Here is a 511-nt window from a genome sequence, read left to right as displayed (position 1 = left end):
ATCATGCACGGCTTCGGCTGTGAATTGCTCGCCTACGATCCGTATCCCAACCCCGAGGTGCTGGCGTTGGGCGCACGTTATCTGAGCCTGCCGGAATTGCTCGCGCAGTCGCGGATCATCAGTCTGCATTGCCCGCTCAACGAACAGAGCAAGCACCTGATCAATCGCGACTCACTGGCGCACATGCAGGCCGGGGCGATGCTGATCAACACCGGGCGTGGCGGGCTGGTGGACACGCCAGCGCTGATCGACGCGCTCAAGGACGGCCAACTCGGTTATCTGGGGCTGGATGTTTACGAGGAAGAGGCGCAGCTGTTTTTCGAGGATCGCTCCGACCTGCCGTTGCAGGACGATGTGTTGGCGCGTCTGCTGACGTTTCCCAACGTGATCATCACCGCGCATCAGGCGTTTCTGACCCGCGAGGCGCTGGGCGCGATTGCCGCGACCACCCTGCACAACATCGCGACCTGGGCGGCAGGTGCGCCGCAGAACCAGGTCGAGGGTTGAACGG

At 62.8% G+C, this 511-nt stretch carries 1 protein-coding gene; it reads left to right on the top strand.

Annotated elements, in window-relative coordinates:
- A partial coding sequence (locus tag J5M71_RS27250; protein ID WP_279382388.1) for an NAD(P)-dependent oxidoreductase occupies positions 1 to 507 on the top strand: 507 nt, incomplete at its 5' end.
- Positions 508 to 511: the final 4 nt, after the last annotated feature.

The sequence above is a fragment of the Pseudomonas sp. 43(2021) genome, from assembly GCF_017490805.1.
Taxonomy (GTDB): domain Bacteria; phylum Pseudomonadota; class Gammaproteobacteria; order Pseudomonadales; family Pseudomonadaceae; genus Aquipseudomonas.
Note: the sequence above shows the minus strand (reverse complement) of the source record. Positions and strands in the feature narration are given on the sequence as shown.